At 47.2% G+C, this 337-nt stretch carries 1 protein-coding gene; it reads right to left on the reverse strand.

Annotated elements, in window-relative coordinates; translation table 11 throughout:
* Window positions 1-337 (reverse strand): terminase gpA endonuclease subunit (locus ACFIJ8_RS08495; protein WP_375639393.1); only part of this gene is annotated, 337 nt, incomplete at both ends.

Raw genomic sequence — 337 nt, forward strand, 5'->3', positions numbered from 1 at the left:
CATAGACCCTACAGTCCACGGCTTCGTTTCTTGCCTTTTCACTTTTTTGCCATTCAATACGCTTGAAGCCTTTAAAATATTTGATGACTTTTCTTTCAGCGGTTAGCTGGTCAAAATATTCCCGATCAAGGCTTTTGTGAAAGTGTGTTGCACCAGCACCCGATGCTTCAGGACCGGATTTTTTAAACCGTGCCGTGATAATATCTTTTGCTGCATCAACACCAACAATATAGAGATTGATCTGTCCTTTGTTGTTTCTACTTGGACGGCGCGGCCATACCGCACGCCATCCCGCTTGGCCCTTATTCCCCCAGATACGTCGTCCCTCTCGGGGGCG

It is taken from the genome of Bartonella sp. MF74HXZ (genome assembly GCF_042194445.1).
Classification (GTDB): Bacteria; Pseudomonadota; Alphaproteobacteria; order Rhizobiales; family Rhizobiaceae; genus Bartonella; species Bartonella grahamii.